General features: G+C 46.1%; 21 protein-coding genes and 2 riboswitches. Of the genes, 7 read left to right on the plus strand and 14 right to left on the minus strand.

Annotation, left to right across the window (positions count from 1 at the left end):
* Window positions 1-12 precede the first annotated feature (12 nt).
* The 4 genes from OQ477_RS08445 to OQ477_RS08460 all read right to left on the minus strand — a co-directional run bounded on the left by OQ477_RS08445 (window position 13) and on the right by OQ477_RS08460 (window position 3,929).
* Complete coding sequence (locus tag OQ477_RS08445) at window positions 13-642, minus strand: methylthioribulose 1-phosphate dehydratase (protein WP_095061345.1); 630 nt, start codon at window positions 640-642, stop codon at window positions 13-15.
* Entirely contained in the window at window positions 600-1,304 is a 705-nt protein-coding gene (gene mtnX / locus OQ477_RS08450) for a 2-hydroxy-3-keto-5-methylthiopentenyl-1-phosphate phosphatase (RefSeq protein WP_265972077.1), read from the minus strand. The genes OQ477_RS08445 and mtnX overlap by 43 nt, the downstream gene beginning before the upstream one ends.
* Window positions 1,301-2,515, minus strand: coding sequence for a 2,3-diketo-5-methylthiopentyl-1-phosphate enolase (mtnW, locus tag OQ477_RS08455; RefSeq protein ID WP_265972078.1), 1,215 nt, complete (start codon window positions 2,513-2,515; stop codon window positions 1,301-1,303). Before mtnW ends, mtnX begins: the two co-directional genes overlap by 4 nt.
* A gap of 81 nt (window positions 2,516-2,596) precedes the next feature.
* Window positions 2,597-2,696: riboswitch (SAM riboswitch) on the minus strand.
* Between the two features lie 36 nt (window positions 2,697-2,732).
* Window positions 2,733-3,929: a pyridoxal phosphate-dependent aminotransferase gene (locus OQ477_RS08460; RefSeq protein ID WP_174737396.1), complete on the minus strand. Its 1,197-nt coding sequence runs from the start codon at window positions 3,927-3,929 to the stop codon at window positions 2,733-2,735.
* Between the two features lie 91 nt (window positions 3,930-4,020).
* Here OQ477_RS08460 and OQ477_RS08465 point away from each other — a divergent pair, with 91 nt between their 5' ends.
* The 3 genes from OQ477_RS08465 to mtnA all read left to right on the plus strand — a co-directional run bounded on the left by OQ477_RS08465 (window position 4,021) and on the right by mtnA (window position 7,408).
* Window positions 4,021-4,800 (plus strand): carbon-nitrogen family hydrolase, encoded by a 780-nt coding sequence (locus OQ477_RS08465; protein ID WP_061581987.1) that lies wholly within the window; start codon window positions 4,021-4,023, stop codon window positions 4,798-4,800.
* A gap of 91 nt (window positions 4,801-4,891) precedes the next feature.
* A riboswitch (SAM riboswitch) is annotated at window positions 4,892-5,046 on the plus strand.
* Between the two features lie 109 nt (window positions 5,047-5,155).
* Complete coding sequence (mtnK, locus tag OQ477_RS08470) at window positions 5,156-6,340, plus strand: S-methyl-5-thioribose kinase (protein WP_265972079.1); 1,185 nt, start codon at window positions 5,156-5,158, stop codon at window positions 6,338-6,340.
* 6 nt (window positions 6,341-6,346) lie between these two features.
* The gene (gene mtnA / locus OQ477_RS08475; RefSeq protein ID WP_007610944.1) at window positions 6,347-7,408 is read left to right on the plus strand and encodes an S-methyl-5-thioribose-1-phosphate isomerase; all 1,062 of its coding nucleotides are present in this window, start codon (window positions 6,347-6,349) and stop codon (window positions 7,406-7,408) included.
* Window positions 7,409-7,649: 241 nt separating this feature from the next.
* Here the strand turns inward: mtnA and OQ477_RS08485 are convergent, their stop codons facing one another.
* Complete coding sequence (locus tag OQ477_RS08485; protein ID WP_265972080.1) at window positions 7,650-8,147, minus strand: methylated-DNA--[protein]-cysteine S-methyltransferase; 498 nt, start codon at window positions 8,145-8,147, stop codon at window positions 7,650-7,652.
* The gene (locus OQ477_RS08490) at window positions 8,144-10,363 is read right to left on the minus strand and encodes a PAS domain-containing sensor histidine kinase (protein ID WP_032874693.1); all 2,220 of its coding nucleotides are present in this window, start codon (window positions 10,361-10,363) and stop codon (window positions 8,144-8,146) included. The genes OQ477_RS08485 and OQ477_RS08490 overlap by 4 nt, the downstream gene beginning before the upstream one ends.
* Window positions 10,364-10,618: 255 nt before the next feature.
* Between OQ477_RS08490 and OQ477_RS08495 the strand changes: the two genes are divergently transcribed.
* Window positions 10,619-11,641 carry an acyltransferase family protein gene (locus tag OQ477_RS08495; RefSeq protein WP_265972081.1) on the plus strand — a complete coding sequence of 341 codons (1,023 nt, stop codon included), beginning with the start codon at window positions 10,619-10,621 and terminating at the stop codon, window positions 11,639-11,641.
* Window positions 11,642-11,682: 41 nt separating this feature from the next.
* Here the strand turns inward: OQ477_RS08495 and OQ477_RS08500 are convergent, their stop codons facing one another.
* The 4 genes from OQ477_RS08500 to htpX all read right to left on the minus strand — a co-directional run bounded on the left by OQ477_RS08500 (window position 11,683) and on the right by htpX (window position 15,027).
* A complete protein-coding gene (locus tag OQ477_RS08500; protein ID WP_265972083.1) occupies window positions 11,683-11,853 on the minus strand; it encodes a hypothetical protein in 171 nt (56 codons plus the stop codon).
* 1 nt (window position 11,854) lies between these two features.
* Window positions 11,855-12,529 (minus strand): DUF421 domain-containing protein, encoded by a 675-nt coding sequence (locus OQ477_RS08505; RefSeq protein WP_038457799.1) that lies wholly within the window; start codon window positions 12,527-12,529, stop codon window positions 11,855-11,857.
* 94 nt (window positions 12,530-12,623) lie between these two features.
* The gene (locus OQ477_RS08510; RefSeq protein ID WP_014304894.1) at window positions 12,624-13,976 is read right to left on the minus strand and encodes a TrkH family potassium uptake protein; all 1,353 of its coding nucleotides are present in this window, start codon (window positions 13,974-13,976) and stop codon (window positions 12,624-12,626) included.
* 157 nt (window positions 13,977-14,133) lie between these two features.
* On the minus strand, window positions 14,134-15,027 hold the full coding sequence (gene htpX / locus OQ477_RS08515; protein ID WP_025284642.1) for a protease HtpX: 894 nt from the start codon (window positions 15,025-15,027) through the stop codon (window positions 14,134-14,136).
* A gap of 147 nt (window positions 15,028-15,174) precedes the next feature.
* Here htpX and OQ477_RS08520 point away from each other — a divergent pair, with 147 nt between their 5' ends.
* Together OQ477_RS08520 and OQ477_RS08525 are read left to right on the plus strand one after the other, a co-directional pair.
* Complete coding sequence (locus OQ477_RS08520; RefSeq protein WP_061581983.1) at window positions 15,175-15,876, plus strand: DUF1836 domain-containing protein; 702 nt, start codon at window positions 15,175-15,177, stop codon at window positions 15,874-15,876.
* A gap of 135 nt (window positions 15,877-16,011) precedes the next feature.
* The gene (locus OQ477_RS08525) at window positions 16,012-16,206 is read left to right on the plus strand and encodes an alpha/beta-type small acid-soluble spore protein (protein WP_003154717.1); all 195 of its coding nucleotides are present in this window, start codon (window positions 16,012-16,014) and stop codon (window positions 16,204-16,206) included.
* Between the two features lie 6 nt (window positions 16,207-16,212).
* On the opposite strand, the gene OQ477_RS08530 is transcribed toward OQ477_RS08525, so the two are convergent.
* The 4 genes from OQ477_RS08530 to OQ477_RS08545 form a co-directional block, all read right to left on the minus strand.
* Window positions 16,213-17,382, minus strand: coding sequence for an anti-sigma factor domain-containing protein (locus OQ477_RS08530; protein WP_265972089.1), 1,170 nt, complete (start codon window positions 17,380-17,382; stop codon window positions 16,213-16,215).
* A complete protein-coding gene (sigI, locus tag OQ477_RS08535) occupies window positions 17,379-18,134 on the minus strand; it encodes an RNA polymerase sigma factor SigI (protein ID WP_044801321.1) in 756 nt (251 codons plus the stop codon). Before sigI ends, OQ477_RS08530 begins: the two co-directional genes overlap by 4 nt.
* Before the next feature lie 276 nt (window positions 18,135-18,410).
* Window positions 18,411-19,193 carry a TerC family protein gene (locus OQ477_RS08540; RefSeq protein ID WP_416346520.1) on the minus strand — a complete coding sequence of 261 codons (783 nt, stop codon included), beginning with the start codon at window positions 19,191-19,193 and terminating at the stop codon, window positions 18,411-18,413.
* 245 nt (window positions 19,194-19,438) lie between these two features.
* Window positions 19,439-20,074, minus strand: coding sequence for a DedA family protein (locus OQ477_RS08545; RefSeq protein WP_416346527.1), 636 nt, complete (start codon window positions 20,072-20,074; stop codon window positions 19,439-19,441).
* Window positions 20,075-20,579: 505 nt separating this feature from the next.
* Between OQ477_RS08545 and OQ477_RS08550 the strand changes: the two genes are divergently transcribed.
* On the plus strand, window positions 20,580-21,461 hold the full coding sequence (locus tag OQ477_RS08550; protein WP_265972094.1) for a Ku protein: 882 nt from the start codon (window positions 20,580-20,582) through the stop codon (window positions 21,459-21,461).
* The last annotated feature ends 1 nt before the right edge of the window (window position 21,462 follow it).

The following is a 21,462-nucleotide window of genomic DNA, read 5'->3' on the forward strand; positions in this document are numbered from 1 at the left end:
CTATTCCTCCTTTTATTTTACCAGCTGCGGACGAAGTGACAGAAGCTTGAGGTGACAGCTGAATAAAAATTCATAGGCTTCCAGCACTCTTTTCGCTTCAAATGCGGTCCGTCCCCATGCCGTAATGCCGTGATTGCGGATTAACACCGCGCCTGAGCCGGCGTCCGCATGGTGCGCGAAATTTTCGGCCAATGCCGGGATGTGCGCCGGATTGTCAATGATCGGAACGGTCACGGACGCGTTTTCCTCCCATAATCCGAGCGCCTTAATCATCTCCTGCCCCTGAAAAGTGATTTGTTTTTCATCCCCGTAAAGCTCTGAGATGACATTATTATTGACGGTATGGACATGCAGACAGCAGCCGGCGTCTGTCTTTTGGTATAAGTAAGTATGGAGAAGCGTTTCCGCTGAGGGTTTTAAAGAATGGCCGGTCTCAGCGGGCTTCCCGTATTCATCGATTAAGAGAAAATCTTCGTCTGTTTCTTTTCGTTTGTCTTTTCCGCTCGCCGTAACGAGAAAAGTCAGCGGCCCGTCGGATACTTTGATGGAAAGATTCCCGCTCGTTCCCGGGAACCAGTCTCTTTCGGCCAGCTCGCGTTTTACCTCGGCAAGTTCGCGCCAGCGTTCTTCTTTTGCAGCCATGCCTGCACCTCCCCGATGTTTTCAATGCCTGTTTTCACCTCATGAAAATCTTGAAAAGGCAGATGCCGGAGGCCGAGTTCTTTGCATTCAGTCAAAAGATAATCTCTCGCAAAACACATATCGGATAACTTTGCAGCCTCGACATCCGTGACCGAATCACCGATCATAACGAGAAATTTCTGCTGATCGGATAGCTTCCGGATGACTGACGGTTTGCAGCAGCCGCATTGATTGGTGCAGTCTCCGTCACAGGCGTGCGGCCAGTCTATATGAATATATTCATTGACAAAGGATGCATGATTGCAGAAAATCCGCTCCTTTTCTACGATCCCTTCCAAAAGCGGATGCACAAAAAAGTCCATTCCCCCGCTTACGATATAAAACGGGAGGCCGTTTGACCGGACAAACGAGACAAAATCCAAAAAGCCGTCCCGTATTTTCGCATCCTTCAGGATAAAGCCGGTCAGTTCTTCTTTTAAGCTGCTCGGCAGCAGTCCGAACATCCGGCCGACTCCTTCTTGGATTGATATGCTTTTAGACAGAACACCGTCTTTTATTTCAAGCCACTCAGGAGGCGCGAATTCTTTCATCATGCTGACAATGTTGTCGTTCATGGTGACCGTTCCGTCGAAATCACAAATAATCAGCGGCGTGCGGGTCATACGGCTTCCACCCTTCCCCATTTGTCTAATGCGAGCTGAAGATCTTTGCACGACGCGGCTTTTTCTTCAATCGGCTGCGCTTCAAGCACCGCATCAATGATGGCGCGGAACGCTCTTCCGCCGCCCTCGGCTCCTTTCGGATGGCCATGAATGCCTCCGCCGGCATTGATGATGTGATCGATGCCGAAATCGCGCATCAATAATGGCACCATACCGGGGTGAATGCCTGCTGACGGGACGGCAAACGACGGATGAAAGACATCGTCTTTTACACATTCATCATGGATTGCAAGTGCGGACTCCTTCGGAAGAGCAACGGATCCGTAAGGTGACGGAAATAAACTGAAATCAGCGCCGCAATAGCGGTTCAGCTTGCCGAGCAAAAGCGCATGCGACAAGCCGTAAACGGGAGATGATGTGAACGCGCCGCTGACTGCCGGATGCGCCATGATCGGAAGCGGGATTTCCCTGTCTTCAGCAAGGCTCTGCATCACATCTAAACCGTAAGCGAACACATTCAATAAAAGCGCGTCCGCCCCGAGTTCTGCCGCGCGCCTCGCTTTATCCCGCAATTCAGCGGTCCTTCCCGTAAGGTTTACGGCATACAGCGTTTTATGCCCCGTCTCCTCCCGGGTTTCCTTCAGGACTTGTTTTCCTTCGATAATGCGGGTTTCAAACGGAGCCAGTTCATTTTCAAAGAAAATTTCGTCATCTTTAATCAGATCCACGCCGCCGAGCGCCTGCTGTCTGAGCTGTTCTTTAATGTCGGCGAGATCCCGTCCGATCACGCCTTTAAATATGCTCATCAGAAGCGGTCTTTCAAATTCGCCCAGCAGTTTGCGGATGCCGTATATACCGAATTTCGGCCCGGGAAGGGAGCGTTTAAACCCTTCGGAAAATTCAAGATCAGTCAATTTTATTTTTCCGTCCAGTGACAGCTTTCCGAATACCGTCGTCAGGACGGCCGGAATATCTCTTGAAAAGTTCGCCTCGGGATAGGCGATGGTGATGACGGATTGTGTTTCGTTTTCTGAGGTTCCTTCTATCTCCTCAACTTTTACGACCCGCCCTTTATGTTTTCTGAGCTGTTCCTGCTTCACCAGAGGCAGGTCAGTCCAGGAGCCTACCGTCAGCCCCGCCGCAACCTGTTCCGCCCGCTTTTCACTGTCCGTTGTGTCTGTCAGAAGATATGTTGCCAATACTTCGCTCATGCGTGAACGCCTCTCTTTCTTTCGCAAAACATAAAAAAACCTCTTCCGTATGAGCAGAAAGAGGCTTCGTGTTATGTCCGAATCTTATCTCTCAGCTCCTGCTGCAAGAATTAGCACCGTGCTTTATCAGTCGGTTGCCGGGCTTCATCGGGCTCGTCCCTCTGCCTGCTCTTGATAAGAATAATGATTTTATAAAGTATTTTGAATTATCGCATTGTTATCCTGATATGTCAATGCTTTTTCGGGTGAAAAGATTCAGTTTCCCGATCCGTTCCGCAGCTTCTTTAAGTCTTTCTTCACTTGTCAGAAGACCGACTCTTATATAGCCTTCCCCCCATTTTCCGAACCCGTTTCCGGCAGCGACCGCGACATCCGCTTTCTCGAGCAGCAGATCTGAAAACGACTGTGACGTATAACCGTCAGGCACAGGGAGCCATGCAAAAAAGGAGCCCGCCGGAGCCGTCACATCCCAGCCAATATCGCGGCAGGCTTCAATCCATGCATTGCGTCTCGATTCATATCTGTCATTTTGCGCTGCGACGCATGTCTGATCCGCTAAAAGAGCGGCTGCCGCCGCCTGCTGCGCCGCGGGAAACAGGCTGACAAACATATGATCCTGATAAAGGTTGATCGCTTCGATGACAGAAGCGTTTCCGACGGCAAATCCGACCCGCCAGCCCGCCATATTATACGTTTTGGACAAGGTATAGATTTCGATTCCCGTCTCTTTTGCGCCTTCGATCTGCAAAAAGCTCAGCGGTTTATGCCCGTCAAAGCCGACGGCTCCGTACGCGAAATCATGAACGACACAAATGCCGTTTTGCTCCGCAAAACCGACCGTCTCCTCGAAAAACGCCTCTGTCGCCACAGCGCCGGTCGGATTATTCGGATAATTGAGATACAGCAGCTTCGCCTCACTCCGCACCTTTTCAGGAATTACGCTGTAATCAGGGAGAAACCCTCTTTCTTCTGTCAGCGGCATCATTTCCATTTTCGCCTTCGCAAGGGCGACGCCTGACCAGTAATCAGGATATCCGGGATCAGGCACCAGAATGGTATCTCCCGGGTTTAAAAGACATTGCGGAAGCTCAACAAGTCCCGCCTTGCCTCCGAACAGCACAGCGACTTCCGTTTCCGGATCAAGCGTGACCCCGTACTCCCTTTCATAAAATGCAGCGGCTGCTTTTTTGAAGCTGTAAGCGCCCCGGAATGATGAGTATTTATGATTTTCCGGCCTTTCGACGGCGCGCTTCATTTCTTCAACGATATGCTGAGGCGTCGGCTGATCAGGGTTTCCCTGCCCTAAGTTGATGACGTCTCTGCCTTCTTTCAGCTTTTGATTCACTTTTTGCACCAATGATGCGAAAAATTGTTCCGGCAGCTGTTTGAGTACATCTGAGATTTCAAAGTTCATATTTTCACCTTCTAAAAATGTCTTGAAATGATAGTCCATCATCATATATGGTTAAATAAAAAAAGTAAAGAGAAACTTGAGGTGTTAAAAAATGAAATGGACCGTTTCCTGTTTGCAATTTGATATTTCATACGGAAATCCTTCAGAAAACTTTAAAAAAGCAGAATCTTTGATTGAGCAAGAAAGCCGCCATGCGGATGTAATCGTGCTTCCTGAGTTGTGGACGACCGGCTATGATCTCACACGGCTAGACCAGCTGGCGGATGAAAACGGCAAAGTTTCGGAACAATGGCTTAAAGAAACGGCAAAAACATACAACGTACACCTCGTTGCCGGATCTTTTGCGGTCAAAGAAGGCGAAAATGTCTATAACACCATGTACATCGCCGATAACAGCGGACAGATCGTGAAGCGGTATCAGAAAGCCCATCTGTTTCAGCTGATGGATGAACACCTTTACTTAGCAGCAGGAAACAGCGACGGTTCCTTTGAGCTTGACGGTGTCAAGTGCGCCGGGCTGATCTGCTATGATATCCGTTTCCCCGAATGGATCAGAAAGCATACGTCTCAGGGCGCGAATGTCCTGTTTATCTCTGCGGAATGGCCTCTGCCCCGCCTTGATCATTGGCGAAGCCTGCTTATCGCCAGAGCAATTGAAAACCAATGTTTTGTCGCAGCCTCTAACTGCACGGGGTCCAATCCCGATAATGAATTTGCCGGCCACAGCCTGATTATTGACCCGTGGGGCCGGATTTTAGCCGAAGGAGACCTGACGGAAGGCGCAGTCCGGGCGGAAATCGATGTGTCAGAAAGCGCGGCCGTTCGCGGAACCATTCCGGTTTTCCAAGACTTGCGGCGTGATTTATATTAATTTTCAAAAAAACGTTGACAAGAATATCCGGCACCTGCTAATATTTTCATCAACTGATTAATCCGAATTGTGATACAAATCAATATATTTTCTCTTATCGAGAGTTGGGCGAGGGATTGGCCTTTTGACCCCAACAGCAACCGACCGTAATTCCATTGTGAAATGGGGCGCGTACATTTTGCGCCGAGACGATTGTCTCATAAGGCACGGTGCTAATTCCATCAGATGTTATCTGAGAGATAAGAGGCGGACTGCACTGTTTCAGCCTCCTTCTCTTTCAGAGAAGGAGGCTTTTTTTCGGGCGTATTCTCCGTCACGATCTCTTACTGCCACTACATAATTGGAGGGTAAATCCATGTCAGCAACTAAAACAAGTCTTTATGAACAATTAACAGAAAGCTCCGCCGCCGCGTTAGCCGTCAAGCTCGGCTTATTCCAAAGCAAAAGCACTCTGACATGCCGTGAAATCGGCGACGGCAATTTAAATTATGTCTTTCATGTTTACGATAAAGAAAACAAAAAAGGACTGATTATTAAACAGGCAATCCCTTACGCGAAAGTCGTCGGTGAAAGCTGGCCGCTTACCATTGACCGGGCGAGAATCGAAAGCAGCGCCCTCATCCGCCAGGGCGAACACGTGCCGCACCTCGTTCCGGCCGTTTACTATTCCGATACTGAGATGGCCGTCACGGTTATGGAAGACCTCTCCCATTTGCGGATTTCAAGAAAAGGGCTGCTGGAAGGGCAGCATTATCCGAACTTATCAGTTCATATCGGTGAATTTTTAGGGAAAACGCTTTTTTACTCATCCGATTATGCGCTTGATGCGAAAGTAAAACAGCAGCTCGCAAAGCAGTTTACAAATCCTGAGCTTTGCAATATTACAGAAAGGCTTGTGTTTACAGAACCGTTTCTCGACCATGAGACAAACGATTTTGAAGAGGAACTGCGCCCATACGCAGAAAAAGTTTGGAACAATTCCCGGCTGAAAGAAGGCGCTGACGAATTGAAAGCCATCTTTCTGAATTCCGCGGAAACATTGGTTCACGGCGATCTGCACACGGGAAGCATCTTCGCAGATGAACATGAAACAAAGGTGATTGATCCCGAGTTTGCTTTCTTCGGACCGATCGGGTTTGACATCGGCCAATTTATCGCCAATCTGCTCTTAAACGCCCTCAGCCGCGACGGTGACGACAGACAGCCGTTATATGACCATACTGCCGCCTTATGGGATACATTTGTGAAAACATTCAGTGAAGCATGGGAGAAAGACTGCCTGCCTTCCCGCAGACACCTGCTGGAAGACACACTGAAAAACGCGTTTGAGGAAGCGGTCGGTTTTGCGGGATGCGAATTGATCCGGCGCACGATCGGACTCGCCCATGTGGCTGACTTAGATGAAATCACTCCGTTTGACAAACGAATCGAACGGAAGAAGCTGGCGCTTGAGATCGGCGCCTATTATATCGAAAACAGAAAAAAACTGAAGCATATCACCGAGGTTCTGGACCAATTTAAGCTCCGTGTAAAGGAATGATGCAGCATGACCAATGAATTTGCCATCCCCCGTTCTGTAGAATGGAAAGAAACCTACATTCGCATTTTAAATCAGCAAAAGCTTCCCGACGTCACTGAATATGCGGAACTTGAAACAAAGGAAGATGTATTCGACGCGATTGTCACGCTGAAAGTAAGGGGCGCCCCGGCCATCGGTATAACCGCGGCGTTCGGGCTCGCGCTCTCCGCCAAGTCGTTTGAAGCCCGCGACCTTTCAGATTTCCGACGTCAGTTCGCGGATGTCAAAGCGTATTTAAACAGTTCAAGGCCCACTGCCGTCAACCTCGCGTGGGCGCTTGACAGACTGACGGATTCCATCAGGGATGCGATCTCAATCAATGAAGCGAAGACAACGCTCGTTCATGAAGCCATTCAAATTCAGATTGAGGATGAAGAAACATGCCGTATGATCGGCCAAAATGCGCTGCACCTTTTTAAAAAAGGCGACCAGATCATGACCATCTGCAATGCGGGCTCGATTGCCACAAGCCGGTACGGTACGGCGCTTGCTCCCTTTTACTTAGCGAAACAAAAAGACCTCGGCCTTCATATCTACGCATGTGAAACAAGACCCGTTCTCCAAGGATCACGGCTGACGGCGTGGGAGCTGATGCAGGGCGGAATTGATGTCACGCTCATTACCGACAGCATGGCCGCCCATACAATGAAGGAAAAACATATTTCTGCAGTCATTGTCGGCGCTGACAGAATTGCAAAAAACGGTGATACGGCCAACAAAATCGGAACGTACGGCCTCGCTATTTTGGCAAACGCCTTTCAAATTCCGTTTTTTGTGGCCGCACCGCTTTCGACATTTGACTTGCAGATTGAAAACGGCGATCAGATTCCGATTGAAGAAAGAGATCCGGATGAAGTCAGACAGATCTCCGGCATACGCACCGCTCCCGAGGATGTTCCGGTCTTCAATCCGGCCTTTGACATCACACCGGGCAGCCTGATTTCCGGCATTATAACCGAGAAAGGAATTGTGACCGGTTCTTACACGGAAGAAATTGAACAATTATTCGCTGACTGCCAGCTGAGCTGAAAAACCGCTGATGATGTTGCCTCAGGCAATGTCAGCGGTTTTTTTGTCTGCACAATGTAATCACTTCATCTTTTTGGACGGCTGTAATGAGATGCATTTTAAAAAACAGCTCTGCATAACCGGCTATCTTCTGCGGACGGCTCATTTTCATCAGGCTTCGTCCTCCTTTTTCATCAGACCAACTTTTTTCACTTAATAAAATGATATGTCGGACGTGAAAAAACGGAACGTGCCATACGCTCTATTTTTCTTTATAAGATATTTGTTCGATGTTCAGGAGCACCGCTTTTACATCCGTCTTCGTGCCCGCGTATCCCGTTAAGGCGCTGTTTTTGCCGATTACCCGATGGCACGGGATCAAAATGGGCAGCCGGTTTCGTTTATTGGCTTGTCCGATGGCGCGCACCGCTTTCGGTTTTCCGATCGCTTCAGCCATATCGCCGTAGCTTCGGGATTCCCCGTAAGGAATCATCGTCAACGCGTTCCATACCCTTTCCTGAAAGGGTGTGCCTTTTTGTCTCAGAGGCAGAGAGAATTGCTTTCTTTCTCCTGAAAAATAGGATGTCAGCTGCTGTTTCGCCTCCGACAGCAAAGCGGTTTCGCACGGCTTTACGCCGGGCGCGTCTTTCCGCCATTTCTCAAAATCTTCCCCGGTGAGAAACAGGCCGGTAATAAAGCTCTCTTCCTCTGTTACGATGACGGTTCCAAACGGCGCTCTCACACTTGTAAAACAGATCATTCCCCGCTCCTTCTTTCTTCCGTATTCTGCCGGACCGGAAGCGTCAAATGAAAAACGGTGCCCTTCCCTTCTTCACTTTCCACATGAATGCGTCCCTGATGCTCTTCAATGATTTTATAGCTGACCATGAGACCGAGGCCCGTTCCCCTGTCTTTTGTCGTGTAAAATGGTTCACCCAGACGTTTTAATTTGTCTTCGGAAATGCCTGTTCCTTCATCTTGAATAGAAATCAAAATGTGGTCTTGATCAGAAGACTGAATGGTCACGTAGATATTGCCGCCGCCCGGCATGACTTCAATGGCGTTTTTTAAAATATTGATAAACACCTGTTTTAATTGATTCGGTTCACAGTAAATCGGCGGGATGTTTCCGGTCAGGTTCAGATGGATCTGCACATTGACAAGATTGGCCTGGGCATTCAAAAGATCAGCCGTGTCTTTCATAATCTGCGTCACGTCTTTTTCTTCATATAATATCGCCTGGGGTTTCGCTAAAATTAAAAATTCAGTGATGATAGACTCGATGCGTTTTAATTCTGAGGTAATGACGTTAAAGTACAGAGAATATTCGCCTTCAATGCTTCCTTGAAGAAGCTGAATGAACCCTTTCAGCGCCGTCATCGGGTTTCTGATTTCGTGGGCGATGCCCGCCGCCAGCTCCCCTACAACATGAAGAGTATCGGATTTCCGCAGCCTCTCTTCAAGCTCTTTGGCCTCTGTGACATCTTTAAAGATGGCCAGATTCATATTTTGAATGATATTTCTTTTGAAGGAGAATTCCAGTTTGCGGCTGTCGCTGCTGCTTAACAGGAAGGGGATTTCATTATCCATTCCTTCTAAATCAATCTTTCTGGCGGGAACACCCGCGTTTTCAATATCAAATAAAGAAAGAATATCCGGAACGGTGTACGCTCTCAGCTCCTCATCCGGCATACCGAGTATACGGCTTGCGAGAGGATTCGCGTCAATAATGCGGAATTGGTTGTCAAATAAGACCTTGCCGTCCATTGAGCCGTTGAATACTTTTCTGAATTTCAGCTCGCTTTCCCGCAATTCTTTTTCCATCCGCTTACGATCGCTGACATTTCTTAAAATGGTTAAATGCTGACCTTCAAGTATGGTTCGTTTTGATGTGAATTCCAGCTCTTTAAATTGGCCGTTTGCCATCTGAAACAGCATCTCTTCACGGATTTCTCCGTATTTTTCATATTTTTTCTTAATCTGCTTATATTTTTTCTGCGGATCAACGATAAACGTACATAAATTCCGCTCCACCAGCTTATCCATCGGCAGTTCGAAAATGCGGCACGCCGATTCGTTTGCTTTGGCAATCTTTCCGTCATCAGACCAAATGACAATCGCGTCCATGGCGTTTTCAAAAATTTCGCGGAATCGCTCTTCGCTTTTAAAGAGTTTCAATTCCATCAATCGTTTCTCTGTTATGTCTCTCATAATAGACATGTAGAACCCGCTGATTAAGTTGGACGTAATCGTAAATTCAAACAGCTTCTCTTCGCCGGACCGAAGCTTGACAGGCAGTTCTCCTTTGGCGTTTCCTTTTCTGCGGAGGGTTTCCCAGATTTCTTTCAGATGCTTTTTGTTTTCTCCGTCGGTAAAATGGCGGAGCGACAGATGGGACAATTCATTCTGGCCGATCTCAAAGCTTTTGCAAAAAGAGAGGTTCGCATCAATAAACCCGCCGTCCTTATCAAACAGCACGATGCCGTCGACAGCCCTGTCAAACAAATCTTTAAACAGCTGCTCGTTCATGGAGAATTCGCGCTCTAATATTTTTTTAGAGGAGATATCCCTCATCACCACAAAAAAATAATCCTCCCCAATTCCGTCTCTGGCGAGGAATTCAATGTATTTCGTCGCGCCGCTGTCAAGCTTAATCGGCACCTCTTTCCACAGATGGCCTTTTTTTAAAAACTTTTTCACGGCCTTATTCAGTTCTTCCTGAGGCACGGAATATAAAAAATCCAGGACGGAGCGGTTAATGAGGCTCTCTGCCTCAATCTGCATCATCCGGGCCGCAGCCTCGTTCGCCTGGACGATTTTCATTTCCTTACGGCATATAAAAATGGCATCAAGCGTGTTATTCATAATCACGTGATACCGGTTCAAATCACTCTTCAGGCGGTCATTTTCCTCTTTCATCCGCTTCAGCTGCTCTTTCAGCGACTCTTTTGTTTGCAAATCCAGAGTTTCAGCCATTCAGTACACTCCTTCTTCAAAAACCTATCCTTCAATATTTCTACAAAATACCTCATCTTCCTTCATTCGCCCTATACATTTCAGAAAATTTCAATGATATGACAAGTTAAAGTCTTTTTCTACGATCCTTACCTCCCCATTACATCATCCTAACAATCCCTTTTGTCCTCCTTCAATTTTTTATTTTTTATTTTAAAATGAACAACAACAGGAAATAATCATGCAGTGGATGATTTTTGAAGAGAAGGTGATGCTATGACAAAATCGCGAGACAGTTACTTTGACAACGCCAAGTTTATCTTGATTTTTCTGGTGGTGTTCGGCCATATCCTCCGGTCATTTATTAACGGAAATGAGTTTATGCTCCATCTCTACAAATTCATTTATACTTTTCATATGCCGGCCTTTATCCTGGTTTCCGGCTATTTCGCAAAAAACTTTAAGCGGAAAGGTTATGTGAAGAAGCTGGCTGTGAAGCTGATTATTCCGTACCTGATTTTTCAGGGCATTTACTCAGTTTTTTACTATTTGATTCAGGATGAAAGCATGACAAGCGTCAATCCAATTGATCCGCAGTGGTCTCTCTGGTTTTTAGTCAGCTTATTCTTTTGGAATCTGCTGCTTTATCCCTTTACGAAGCTGCCGAAAATGTGGGCGCTTGGGGCGAGCTGCGGGCTTGCCGTCATGATCGGGTATCTTGATTTTATCAGCAGCACACTGAGTCTTTCACGGACGTTTGTTTTTCTTCCGATGTTCCTCGTCGGATTTTATTTAAAGAAACAGCACTTTGATTTGCTTCGGGCTAAAAGAGGCAGGCAGATTGCCGCGGGCGTACTGGGGATTGTTTTCCTCTTATGCTGGTGTATTGATTTTGATTACTCGTGGCTGTTCGGATCGGAGCCTTATTCTACATTCGGCACAGTGTCGCTGTTGAGCGGCCTGTCGCGCATCGGCTGGTATGTTTTGGCCTTTGCCGCCACTTTCAGCTTTTTGGCGCTCGTTCCGCAAAGGCGTTATTTCTTTACGAAATGGGGTACGAGAACGTTTTACGTGTATCTGCTGCATGGATTCATTATAAAAACGCTGCGGCAGATCGGGCTTGAAGATCACTTGTCTGATTATCAGAATTTAGTCATGCTCTTAATTTTAACGGCCGCTCTTACGTCCATTCTCTCCAGCAATGCGGTGAAAACGGCCGCACAGCCGTTTATTGAGCTGCGGATAACCGGCTTGCTTGAAGCGGTGAAAGGAACAAGAAACGGTGCTTATTCGAAATAATGCAAAATACCTCTTAAGCGTTGCCGCCTAAGAGGTATTTTTTATTGTTTGCCGTCTTCTTTTTTCTTCGGCTTCGTCTGCTCAAGCGTTTCAATCCATTTTCCGGCGTTATAATCACCGAGCTCGCTTGCAAACTCTTCTTCAAGCAATTTAGGGTCCATCGGCTTTTTATGGTTTTGCATGTCTTTGCTGTGGCGGTTTTTTTTCTTCATGTTACTCGCCTCCTTGTTTGCCGTGTTTTGATTTGCGGTTTGCGCCTCTCAGTCCGGGATCACCGTCATATTGTGTTTTGTATGCATCTTTGTCCATGCTCTCAGTCGGTGTGTTGTTGTTGGTCAAAGCTTCATTCTTTGCTGCTTTGCGTTTCATTTGATTTCCTCCTTCTGTCAGCAAATCTGTTTTGAATTCATCAAGCATTTTTTTCAAGTCGCGCACTGTCACGTTTTTGGCCTCATCAATGAGTTCATAGCCGATCTGTCCGTTCGGCTCAAGCAGCACATATTTAAAATCTTGAATGTCTCCGAGGCCTTCCTGCCTGATCCTCATTGACAGCTGAGCTTCGGTAAAACGCATTTTTTTTAAATTTTCCGGGATGATTTTTCCGTTTCTGACAACGGCGACGGTTTTTCCTGAAAATAAAAACTCAAAAAAGCTTGATTTGATTTCTAAATATTCCATCAGGATTAATACCGCAATAAAAATCGCCGCCGCGAAAATGGTTTCCCGTAAATTATGTTCAATAAACGGCTGAATAATAATCGAGCCGATCGAAATCATGATGACTGTCTGGGTCACCGACAGCTGGCTGATTGATTTCCGTCCGGCAATCCGCAATAAAAAGGTACCGACCGCTATCATAACTACCGACTTCCAAAATACGGCAAACAATGACGTCACCTCTTTACAAGTAGAATCTCCAGAGAAACTGTTTCCACTCATCCATTTTACGGCAATAAAAAACACCGCTTTCTGAAAAGCGGTGTCAGCCGATAATCATTCTTTCCTTCGGATAGTGATAATTTGCTTCGATTTCTTTTCGGCCGATCAAATAAAGGAACGTCAAAATGCCGATCCGGCCGATAAACATCACAATCATGATCACGCATTTTCCGATGTCGCTTAAATGCGGAGTAATCCCAAGCGACAGGCCGGTCGTTCCGAATGCGGAACACACTTCAAAAAGCAGTCCGAGGAGCGTCTGATTTGTCTCCGTCACGGAAAGAATCAGCGTCGATCCGAACACGAGCAGAATCGCCATCATCGTAACGACCAGCGACTTCATGACATCAGCCTGGTGAAGCTCGCGTTTAAAGACCTTGACCGCTTTATTCCCCCGGGCAAAATGAAACAGGGCAAGAAGGTTAAGCGCAAACGTCGTCGTACGGATTCCGCCGCCGACCGAGCTCGGTGATGCGCCGATGAACATGAGGGCGCAGATGAAAAATAATGTCGGCGCCGACAGCTGGCTGATATCAATTGTCGCAAGCCCGCCGCTTCGCGTAGCGGTTGATTGAAAGAGACATAAAAATAAAACATCATGCCAGCTTTTCCCCTTCATGACATGGCTTGCTTCAAGCGCGTAAATGCCCACGGCTCCGAACAAAACGAGCATTCCGAACGTAACGGTCGTAATTTTCGTAAACAGCGTGAATGAGTATCTGCGCTGTTTTGAAAACAAAAAGTCTTTTACTTCTACGAGCACCGGAAAACCGATCGCACCGAAAATAATCAGAAGCATCGTAATAAACTGCACGAAATAGTCATGTCTGAACGGCACGAGTGAATTTCCCGTAATATCAAAACCGCCGTTTGTCGTGGCGCTGACGCTCGCAAAGAATCCGTGCAAGTACGCCTGTTCAAACGAATCATAATACGTTAAAAAATATGTTCCTAAGATGATGCCGCCTAAAAACTCGATTAATAAAATCAAAAACAGCACTTGCTTCATCAGGTTGACGATACCGGAAAACTGCGATTGATTCTGATCCACCATGATGAGCTTCCGTTCCCGCAGACCGATCCGTTTGCCCATAATGAGCCAGACGAATGTTCCGAGCGTCATGATGCCGATTCCGCCGAATTGAAGCACGAAAGCCAAAATGACAATCCCGGCCGTGCTGAATGTATCAGCCGTGTTGACGACCGTTAAACCGGTGACACTGACTGAGCTGACAGCCGTAAACAGCGCGTCTATAAACGACCAGCTGGCCCCTTGTTTGTGGGCGGCCGGCAGACTTAGCAAAATAAATGCCACCGTCACAGCAAGAAAATAATATAATGCAATCAGCTGTGCAGGCGACAAGATCTGTATGAATTTCTTCAGTTTTAATTTCATAAGATAGTTCCTTCTGCCTCTCAAATGTAGTACGTAATTATTCTAATGATATTGGGAGAATTTTTAAAGGTCTTTTAGAAAGATTTTTCATTACCTTATGTAATTTGCCGATCTTTAAACAAAAAACCTCTGAAACGATTGTCAGAGGTTTTGTTGATTATTTTGCTTCCAGCCTGCGGATGCGCTCATCGAGATCAGGGTGTGTGGAGAACAGTGACGAATGCTTTTTGCCGTTAATTTTTAACGTCTGCACCGCCGTCTGGTCCTCTTCATTCACATGTCCTGTATAAGACTTCAGCGTACGCAGGGCGTGAATCATTTTATCCTTGCCGGCAAGGTCTGCACCGCCGCGGTCAGCATGAAACTCTCTATGGCGCGAGTAGGCGAAGACGACAAGACTGCCGAGAATGGAAAAGATAATCTGAAACACGATCATCGCGATAAAATGAACGACCGGCGCGAGGTCTTCTTTGACAAAGCGGCTTGCAACCCATGCCGCGATTCGGGAAAGGAATACGACGAACGTATTGACGATTCCCTGCAGCAGCGTCATCGTGACCATATCACCGTTTGTGATGTGTGCGACTTCATGGGCAAGAACCCCTTCCACCGCAGCATCATCCATCTGCTGCAATAAACCTGAAGAAACTGCGACAAGCGAACGGCGCTTAGAAGGTCCGGTCGCAAAAGCATTGACCTCCGGGGAATGATAAATGCCGACTTCAGGCATTTTCGTCATCCCTGCGGCACGGGCTAATCTGTGCACACGGTCAACCAATTGCTGTTCTTCATAGCTGAGCGACTGTTTCTTCGGATTTAACACCCGGACGCCCATCATCGTTTTGGCCATCCATCTGGACATTCCGAGAGAAATAAAAGAACCGACAAAACCGACGACAAGACTGAACACGAGCAATGCCATCAGATCAATGCGGCCATTTTGTATATACGAGCCGACACCGGTAACGCTTGTAATAATCGTAAGCACAATTCCGATTGTCGTAATGACCAAAAGGTTCGTTAAAATAAACAGAAATATTCTTTTCGCCATAATTACCTCCGTCTTTTTTAAGATCAAAAGAACTTATTTACTTAAATTATAAATGATCTGTTTGAAAATGCAACAATTTCGACGTATGATGTTAATGTAATTCTTATTGATATTAGAAAGTAACACGTAATCAATCAGAGGTGAACCATGAACACGTTTAAACTGACCCGAACTGATATGGTCCGGCTTCTTTACGCGTTAAAAGGCCAAGGAGACGCAACTCCTCTCCAAATCTTATTGCAATCAGCGGATATGACCTTGGATGAAGCGGAAAGCCGTCTGCATATCCCTGAATTTCTGACGAGATTCGAACGAAAAAAAGAGAAAAAGGAATACGGGCTTTCAACTAACGAGATTGTCGAGCTGGGAAATCTGTGCGAGCTGACGTCTTTAAAATCAACCGCCGTCCAAAACTGGGTGAAGCGCGATATTAAAGATTTAATCGGCCACCCCTTACTCGGCAAAAAATATACAATTGAACAAGCTGTCATCCTTCTCATTGTACGTGATTTAAAATCAATTTATGACTTCGAACATATACGCGGCATATTAAAAATCGCTTTTAACACGATCACAGACAGATCAGACGACGTCATCAGCCCGATCAGGTACTATGAAAGCTGCGCCCAAGTGATTGATTATCTTCATCATAAGGCAAACCCGCCGATGAAGGAAACGAGCCTGCAGGAGCTCGTCGAAGAGCAGACGGACAAGCTCAAAGGCTGCTTTAAAGAACTCGGAAGCGGACAATGGAACGATATCAGATCCATAATCGCCGTCACGGTGCTCTCCGTTCTGACTTTCCATATTCAAGCCTCAGCCTACAAAATGATCAGCCATTTATTATAATTCATAACGCTTCTTCGCCCCGGTGTCTGCGCCGGGGTTTTTTTGCTGTACAACAATTGCCAGCATAATCAATACCGTTCCGTTTGAAACTAAAATGCGAAAACACATCTTGCCAGAGAAAAGGAGATGAAAAAGATGGCGAGCAGAAATAAACTCTTAGTTCCAGGGGCTGAGCAGGCACTTGACCAATTTAAATACGAAGTGGCTCAAGAATTCGGCGTGAACCTTAGCTCTGATACAGCAGCACGCGCAAACGGCTCTGTAGGCGGGGAAATGACAAAACGTCTTGTACAGCAGGCTCAATCACAATTAAACGGGAAAAATCAATAATGCAGCTTATTCGCCGGGATTTCTCGGCGAATTTTGATATTTATCGGCATTCTCCTTTCCGTGCCGGTAGCCGTTCGGATTCCTTCGGTCTGACGAATCTTCATGATGCCGATAGGATTCCCAATGTTCATTGCGATCATGATTCCAGTAATGATTGTAATACTTTTGCTTAGGGTCTTTGTCATTTCCGTTTTCCTGAGGATTTTGTGTTGGGGGCTGCTCTGTTTCCCCATCTTGTTCCTTCTGTGTGTTTTCCTCTGATCCGGAAGGTGCATTTTTTTCGGTTTGCTGATTGCCGTCCTGACTGTCCGGCTTCGCTTCTTCCGTACCGGGCGTTGTTTCATTGTTTCCCGGCTTCTCTGCTGCCTTTTCTTCATCAGGAGCTGTCTTTTCATCAGCCGCCGGCTTTTCTGTGTCCGGCTGCTCGCTTTGATCAGCGTCTGTTTCGGTATCTTTTTGATCTGTTTCATTGCCGTCGGTTTGCTTTTCAGGCTGTTTTTCTTCTGTTTTCTTTTCGTTTCTTCTTATGTAGCTGCCTGTTGACATCCCTTCCTGTTTTGCTTTTTCTCTTGTTTCCATATCAGATTCAAGCGATTGGACCTGGTAGGTGCCCTTATATTTTTCAGTCATGTCAGCCAGCTGTTTTTTAACGCCTTTTTTATATGTATTGTCATCTGTATTTTCATAAACCGTGGAAATTAAAATCTCTTTTGATTCCTTTACATATCCATGCTTGCTGCAATCGGTAATAATATTACTGATGACTTCCTTAAAATCGCTGCTTTTCCAATCTCCGATGTCACTGATGACCTGTTTGGCGTCATGGTTCAGCGGTGTCAGTTCAATGACTTCATATTTGCTGTTTAAAGCCATTTCAATGCTGGGATTAATGTCAAGCGTCATATACGCGTAAGCTTTGTTATCAGAAAAAACCGGGAGCAAAATTAAAATAAACAAAATAATAGCAGTCATCGTAAACACTCCCAATTTAAAAGGGCGCAGTTTCAGAAAATCAAAAAAGCTGGCCCTTCTTCCCATACGCGTTTCGCCTTCGAACGTAATTTCCTCTCCGATTTCACAAGTGCGGTGATCATTTTTTGTTTTTAAAAATTGTCCGTCAGGGGTTAGCAACGTGACGAATTTTTTATTTTTCTCTACTATGATCCCTCTTCTCATGAGTGCAACACCCCTTTAAGATAATCTTTTAAATAAATATAATCACCGGTAATAATAATACTCATGGCGATGATATATTTTCTGTTCCGTTCGATCGTTTTTCTGCTGACCGACACGAGCTGCTCCAGCTGTTTGACAGGAAGCTGTTTTTTATGGTGCAAAATGGACGCCAGCTCTTCATTTTCAACAAGCGTGTAGGCTACCTTAATCGCATTCTGCCTCGCATCTGTATGCTTCGGCGATTGTTCCAGCAGCTCTTTAAAAGACAAGCCGTATTCTTTGAGCTGCTTCTGAAAAAAAAGAATTTCTTCCCGGCGCTGTTCCTGTTCTATCTGTTTGCGGTATTCATCAATGGAAAGCTCCGCTTCGATAAGGCTCTGCGAAGATTCCTGGTCGTCGCCTTCCTGCACATCCATATTGATATGCTGAGCGGTTCTTGCTTCTTTTCTGATATAGTCTATCACTTTTCTTTTTATAATCAGCTCTGCAAATGCAAGCAGCGAATTACCTTTTTCAGCCGAATATTTTTCAATGGCTTCGTTAAACGCGATCAGCCCGATGCTGAATTCGTCGTCTTTTTCATCTATATATCGTTTACAAACGGATGAAACCGTCTTCGCGATAAAAGGCTTATATTGCTGTATTAAATCGTTCTGCAGATCTTTGTCGCCTTTTTGTATTTTTTCAACAGATGTTTCAAGCGTTTGCTTCTTTTTTCCCAATTTAAACAAAAGGCTAAGCACTGGTTTCACCTCAGTTCCTCCCTATAACTACTCATAATCATAGCTAATTTAGTAGGGATTCGCAAAGGAAGAAAAAGAGAAATCGATTTCATTTGTCTCAATTATGACAAGCCAATAAGACGTACTATACATGATTTCGTGCCCCCATGCAGAATTAAGGGGGTTTTCTCTGTGTTTTTTGTAACAATGCTGTTATAAAATTGTTATCATATGTCTTAAATGTAAGCGTTTCAAACAAAAAAGGGAACCTGCTTTTTAAAAAGCCAGACTCCCTTTTTGATCATTTTACGCGTGTTCTCTTTTTTCCGATTCCGCGCCAGACTCTATTTGTTTTGCTCCTGACATAAACCATCCGCAAACCGCAATGGCAGCCAGAACCGCCCAGAAAATGATTTTCCAGGCCGCCGAATGGATGACATCTGCCGGAATGATACCGAGTTCCTCATGGGCCAATGTATAAAGAGCAAGCTTCACGCCTACCCATCCGACAATCACAAATGCCGCCGTTTCAAGGCCCGGCCTGGTTTTCAGTAAGGATACGAACATTGATGCCGCAAAACGCATAATGATTAAACCGATTACACCGCCGGCTAAAATAACGAGAAACTGACCGCCGTCCAAGCCGCCGATGGCAGGAAGCTGTGTTCCCGGGAGCGTTACGGCAAGCGCGACCGCCGCTAAAATGGAGTCAACGGCAAAAGCGATGTCCGCGAGCTCCACTTTCAAGACAGTCTGCCAAAACCCGCTTTCTTTCTGCGTTTTCTGACCGGTGTTATCTTTAAATACATACCGCTTCAGCAAATGGCTGACCGCAATGTAAAACAGATATAAAGCGCCGACGGCCTGGACCTGCCAAACATTCACCAGAAAAGAAATGGCGAACAGCGACCCGAAACGCAAAATAAATGCGCCCGCCAATCCGTAAAATAAAGCCTTCTTCCTTTGTTTTTCAGGAAGATGCTTCACCATCACAGCCATCACCAGCGCGTTATCCGCCGCCAAAATCCCTTCCAGCCCGATTAAAACGAGAAGAACCCATCCATACTCCAATAATAATGCAAAGTCCAATCCATTCCCTCCGTTTCTTTTTTCTATCATCCGAGCTTATACCGGCGGTTTTTTACGCAAAAAAGACCTTTGCCGATATAAGGCAAAGGTCTTGCTAGACATGAATGATTGGCATGCCAACAAAGCCGATGGATATGATCCATGAATTGACGACTTTGTTTCCGGAATATCCGGACGCTACTCCCCTTTGGGATTTCAAGAAATATTTGTTTATACGCTCATGATAAAGCCTGTTTCATCATTTGTCAACGCTTAACTTTTTTAACAAATTGAGAAATTTTTTCTGTTTTGGCCCGCTGTTTTCTTATCTTTAAAAACATCCAAAGTATGAGAAGCAACACAATGAATATACCGAGCGGCAGCATATATTGATCGAGGATGGAACCGACGCTTTTCCAATTTTCCCCGAGTTTCATTCCGAGGTATACGTAAGCAAATGTAATCGGCAGCATCGCTGCATATGTATATAGAGAGAACACCCAGACATTCATCTTCGCAATGCCGCACGGCAAAGAAATCAGTGTCCTGACCCCCGGTATAAAACGGCCGCTGAACGCGACCAAACCTCCGTGCTTCTGAAAGAAATCATCTGATTTCTGCAGGGATTCGGGTTTTATCCATATATACTTTCCATATTTCAGCAAAAACGGCCGACCGCCCAGCCTGCCGATTCCATATAAGACAAGCGGACCTGAAACACCGCCGAGCGAACCGGCAAACACGGTCCCGGCAAGTGTCATATCCCCTTTTGAGACCCAATATCCCGCAAGCGGAAGAACAATTTCCGCCGGGATGAATTCTATACTGAGCGCCAAAAAAATTCCGGCGTAAGATAAGCTTTTAAACGCTTCAATTATTGATATGATGAAATCTTCGATGATCTATCACTCCCGGCTTACGTCTATATTCCGAAACTTAAGAATGATTTTAACACAAAACCTTGAGTCTGAAATATCTTTTAGACATGCCCGTTATAAATGTGAGTCGTTTCAGATCGGTATAGCGGGAGGGAATAAGCGCAATACAACGTCCCGCCTGTCTCCTGATTGCTTGTCTGGCGGCGGTTATATCACTTAAGTTCTCCGGAAAAATTACCCTTCGCGGTAAGCGGCGGCTGACCGCAGATTCAGTTCATATGGGAGCGGGAAATTTTCTCAGTCACTACATGGGAATGCGGGGCATTTCCCGGGGAATGATTTTCAGGGACTTCAGCGCTTTAAAGAACTTACCGATTCACTGATTGTAAATAATGAATTCGTTTCCTTTTCAGCCGACCATTTCCGCCTGAGGAAATGGAACAGCCGCTCCATGCCGCATCACCCATAAGTTGCTACACATGGAACGGACCCGTTTATCCACAATAAAGACAAAAAGGAGTTTTTATTCATGCACACGATGTGGAAGGGTTCGATCAGTTTCGGCCTCGTCAATATCCCGGTTAAGCTCTTTGCGGCCACTGAAGATAAAGATATAAAATTCCGCAGTCTTCATAAAGAAGACCATGCGCCGATTAAATACGAAAAAATCTGCACCGGATGTGAAAAGAGTCTGGAACCTGATGAAATTGTGAAAGGCTATGAGTATGTGAAAGGGAAATACGTCATTATGACAGACGAAGACTTGAAAGACGTAAAACAGGAACATGAAGAAAAGGCGGTTGAGATTGTTGACTTTGTCCAGCTGCAGGAAATTGATCCGATTTATTTTAACCGGTCTTATTATGTCGGGCCGGGAGATAACGGCACAAAAGCCTATACACTTCTGCGGGAAGCGCTGAGGACGACGGGTAAAATCGGGATTGCCTCCATTACGATCCGCTCTAAACAGCAGCTTGCGATTCTTCGCGTGTATGACAACTGCATCGTGATGGAATCCATTCATTATCCGGATGAAGTCAGAAATGCCGGACATGTGCCGGGCGTTCCCGAGCAGACAGCCGTTAATGAAAAAGAGCTGCAGACGGCGATTACGTTAATTAATGAGCTGACAACCGAGTTTGACCCGGAACAATACGAAGACACATACCGGAAAGCCCTTCTCGCTAAAATTAACGATAAGCTCGAACATGAAGAAGCGGGCGTGACACCGGCTGCTGCCGGCCCGCGCGAAGATGTCATCGATCTTGTCAGCGCGCTTCAGGCAAGCATTGACCGGACAAAGCGGCCGGATCGCGAACAGGCTGCACCGGTGCGGACAAAAGACGCCGCGTCAGCAGGCGGCGGAGGCAAAAAGAAGAAGACGACCAGACAAAAAGCCGGAACGTCTTAAT

Source organism: Bacillus sp. ChL18, assembly GCF_026241425.1.
Lineage (GTDB): Bacteria > Bacillota > Bacilli > Bacillales > Bacillaceae > Bacillus > Bacillus velezensis.

Bases quoted from the DNA above. Each gene is read 5' to 3' on its own strand.
- OQ477_RS08510 (WP_014304894.1), bottom strand. From the start codon at position 13,976: ATGAAATTAAAACTGAAGAAATTCATACAGATCTTGTCGCCTGCACAG.
- OQ477_RS08530 (WP_265972089.1), bottom strand. From the start codon at position 17,382: ATGAGAAGAGGGATCATAGTAGAGAAAAATAAAAAATTCGTCACGTTG.
- mtnX (WP_265972077.1), bottom strand. From the start codon at position 1,304: ATGACCCGCACGCCGCTGATTATTTGTGATTTCGACGGAACGGTCACC.
- OQ477_RS08525 (WP_003154717.1), top strand. From the start codon at position 16,012: ATGGCGAGCAGAAATAAACTCTTAGTTCCAGGGGCTGAGCAGGCACTT.
- OQ477_RS08495 (WP_265972081.1), top strand. From the start codon at position 10,619: ATGACAAAATCGCGAGACAGTTACTTTGACAACGCCAAGTTTATCTTG.
- mtnA (WP_007610944.1), top strand. From the start codon at position 6,347: ATGACCAATGAATTTGCCATCCCCCGTTCTGTAGAATGGAAAGAAACC.
- OQ477_RS08490 (WP_032874693.1), bottom strand. From the start codon at position 10,363: ATGGCTGAAACTCTGGATTTGCAAACAAAAGAGTCGCTGAAAGAGCAG.
- OQ477_RS08520 (WP_061581983.1), top strand. From the start codon at position 15,175: ATGAACACGTTTAAACTGACCCGAACTGATATGGTCCGGCTTCTTTAC.
- OQ477_RS08445 (WP_095061345.1), bottom strand. From the start codon at position 642: ATGGCTGCAAAAGAAGAACGCTGGCGCGAACTTGCCGAGGTAAAACGC.
- htpX (WP_025284642.1), bottom strand. From the start codon at position 15,027: ATGGCGAAAAGAATATTTCTGTTTATTTTAACGAACCTTTTGGTCATT.
- OQ477_RS08465 (WP_061581987.1), top strand. From the start codon at position 4,021: ATGAAATGGACCGTTTCCTGTTTGCAATTTGATATTTCATACGGAAAT.
- OQ477_RS08500 (WP_265972083.1), bottom strand. From the start codon at position 11,853: ATGAAGAAAAAAAACCGCCACAGCAAAGACATGCAAAACCATAAAAAG.
- OQ477_RS08460 (WP_174737396.1), bottom strand. From the start codon at position 3,929: ATGAACTTTGAAATCTCAGATGTACTCAAACAGCTGCCGGAACAATTT.
- OQ477_RS08485 (WP_265972080.1), bottom strand. From the start codon at position 8,147: ATGATCTGTTTTACAAGTGTGAGAGCGCCGTTTGGAACCGTCATCGTA.
- OQ477_RS08550 (WP_265972094.1), top strand. From the start codon at position 20,580: ATGCACACGATGTGGAAGGGTTCGATCAGTTTCGGCCTCGTCAATATC.
- mtnW (WP_265972078.1), bottom strand. From the start codon at position 2,515: ATGAGCGAAGTATTGGCAACATATCTTCTGACAGACACAACGGACAGT.
- mtnK (WP_265972079.1), top strand. From the start codon at position 5,156: ATGTCAGCAACTAAAACAAGTCTTTATGAACAATTAACAGAAAGCTCC.